This window comes from Sandarakinorhabdus rubra, assembly GCF_010994245.1.
In the GTDB taxonomy this organism is placed as follows: Bacteria; Pseudomonadota; Alphaproteobacteria; order Sphingomonadales; family Sphingomonadaceae; genus Sandarakinorhabdus; species Sandarakinorhabdus rubra.
Genome location: NZ_WMHO01000401.1, coordinates 1 through 948, shown reverse-complemented (window position 1 = coordinate 948; position 948 = coordinate 1). Strand labels below are relative to the sequence as shown.

Annotated in this window: 1 protein-coding gene and 1 pseudogene; both read right to left on the bottom strand. The window is 75.5% G+C overall.

The genetic code is table 11. From position 1 onward, the window contains the following. Positions 1–55 precede the first annotated feature (55 nt). Positions 56–418, bottom strand: a complete 363-nt coding sequence (locus GJV64_RS14840; protein WP_164158268.1) for a hypothetical protein — start codon at positions 416–418, stop codon at positions 56–58. Next, positions 415–948 (bottom strand): annotated as a pseudogene (gene fliI, locus GJV64_RS14835) (flagellum-specific ATP synthase FliI); the annotation flags it as partial. The gene GJV64_RS14840 and the pseudogene fliI, both read right to left, overlap by 4 nt.

The following is a 948-nucleotide window of genomic DNA, read 5'->3' as shown; positions in this document are numbered from 1 at the left end:
CCGGCGGGGGATGGTGCGGCGACCGGCAGCGCCGGGCCAAGCGGGACAAGGCTGGTCATGGCATGTCCTCCTGCGCGGCCCGGCGCGCGATGGCGGCATCAACGGCGGCCCGGGCAGCGGCCAGCTGTCGGCTGGCGGCATCGCGCGCCGCTTCGGCTTCGGCGCCGCGGGTCGCGATGGCGCTGGCGATATCGGCCAGCTGGCCGTCGCTGCGGGCGCGGGCGGCGCGGGCCGCTGCGTTGGCGACGCCCGGCGCCTGCCCGCCGACCAGCGCGCGCACCCGTTCCAGCAGCGCGGCATCGGCCGCGGCGCGCCCTTGCGCGCGCGCCAGATCGGCCATGGCCAGCCGCTCGCGGATGCGCCGCACCCGGATCAGCCGGTCGATGGGGGTGACGTTGTCACTCTGGGGCGCGCTCACGGGCCACCCTCCGGCGGGGCGACCAGCTGCAGGAGCGTGGCAATGCTGTCGTCCGGATCAGCGCGCGTGGCCCGATCCTGCGCCAGAAAGGCGGCCAGGGCCGGCTGGAGGGCCAGCGCCAGATCAAGCTCGAGATCGCTGCCCGGCGCATAGGCGCCCATCAGCACGAGGTCGCGATTCTCCTCGGCCAGCGCCACCAGGCGGCGGAAACGGCCGGCGGCGGCGAGCTGCGCCGGCGCTGCCACATCAACCATCACGCGGCTGGCGGAGGCGACCAGATCAATGGCCGGGAACTGGCCGCGCCCGGCGAGCCGGCGCGACAGCAGCACGTGGCCATCCATCACGCCGCGCGCCGCATCGACCACCGGATCGGCACGGTCATCGCTTTCGGCGAGCACCGTCGCAATGAGGGTGATGCTGCCGCCCGACTGCCGGTCACCACCGGCCCGTTCCGCCAGATCGGCCACCAGCTGCAGCGCCGATGGCGGATAGCCACGCGCGCCGGCCGGTTCGCCGCGCGCCATCGCCAC